The sequence below is a fragment of the Bradyrhizobium sp. P2_E8 genome (assembly GCF_056403875.1).
Map to the genome: position 1 here is coordinate 1 of NZ_JBFUES010001432.1, position 1380 is coordinate 1380.

A 1380-nucleotide genomic window follows, 5' to 3' on the forward strand; every position below is an offset into this window, starting at 1 on the left:
CGTCCTTGGCGTATTGCGCGACCGTGGCCGGCGAGCCGTCGTCATAGGTCACCTGGCCGTCGCTGAGCGGCTTCGGCATCTTGATGGCGTGGCCCGGGAAGAACTTGTTGTAGTAGGAGCCCTCCGGAATGGTCACACCCTCCGGCACCTTCTCCTCAAAACCCTGGAGCACCGCCGAAACGTAGTCCGGGCCCTGCTCCTGGTACTGGGTGAAGAAGTCGAAGATGAACCAGGGGAAGCCGCGGCCGTAGGAGCGCGCCTTGGTGATCAGCGACAGGTCGGGCGGCGCCGCGCCACCGTTCGCCGCACGGGCTGCCTGCTCGTTCGGAAATGGCGAGGGGAAGTAGTCGGCCGGCCGGCCCGGGCGCTCGAACATGTCGCCGGCATCGTTCGGACCGTCCTTGATCTTGTAATCCGACGCGAACGCCGCCACCTGCGCCACCGAATAGCTGGGGCCACCGGCTTCCGCGAGGTTGCGGAAGGCGATGTAGGACAGGCCGTGGCAGCTGGCGCAGACCTCCTTGTACACCTTCAGGCCGCGCTGAAGCGCGCCGCGGTCGAACTTGCCGAAGGGACCGGCGAACGACCATTTGTTGCCCGGCGGCTTGTCGCTGCCTTCGTTGGCGCGCGCGTCCTGCAAGCTGCCGAGGAACAGCGCGCCGGCGGCAACGAGCACGATGGCGACGGAGGCCACCGCCTTGCTACCCTTGGCGAGGATCGACTCCGAGATCGAGTTCGGCACCGGCCGCGGCGTCTCGATGCGCGAGAGCAGCGGCAGCACGATCAGGAAGTAGGCGAAATAGCAGACCGTCAGGACCCGGCCGGCGATCACGTAGATGCCTTCCGGCGGCTGCGCACCGAGATAGCCGAGCAGGATGCAGACCGCGACGAAGATCCAGAAGAACTGCTTGGCCAGCGGGCGGTACTTCGACGACCTGGTCTTGGCCGCATCGAGCCAGGGCAGGAAGCACAGGATGATGATCGCCGAGAACATCCCGATGACGCCCGCGAGCTTGTTCGGGATCGAGCGCAGGATCGCGTAGAACGGCAGGTAATACCATTCCGGCACGATGTGCGGTGGCGTCACGCCGGGGTTCGCCGGGATGTAGTTGTCCGCGTCGCCGAGATAGTTCGGCATGTAGAAGATGAACCAGGCGTAGAGCAGCAGGAAGCAGGAGACGCCGAACATGTCCTTGATGGTGGCATGCGGCGTGAACGGCACCGTGTCCTTTTCCGTCTTCGGCTCGACGCCGTCGGGATTGTTCTGGCCGGCGACATGCAGCGCCCAGACGTGGAGCACGACGACGCCCGCGATCAGGAACGGCAGCAGGTAGTGCAGCGAGAAGAAGCGGTTCAGCGTCGGGTTGCCGACCGAATAGC

The 1380-nt window shown here is 65.2% G+C and carries 1 protein-coding gene; it reads right to left on the minus strand.

Annotation, left to right across the window (positions count from 1 at the left end):
- The coding region (gene fbcH / locus AC1D00_RS41160) for a cytochrome b/c1 (protein WP_477014651.1) at window positions 1-1380 on the minus strand (1380 nt) is incomplete at both ends.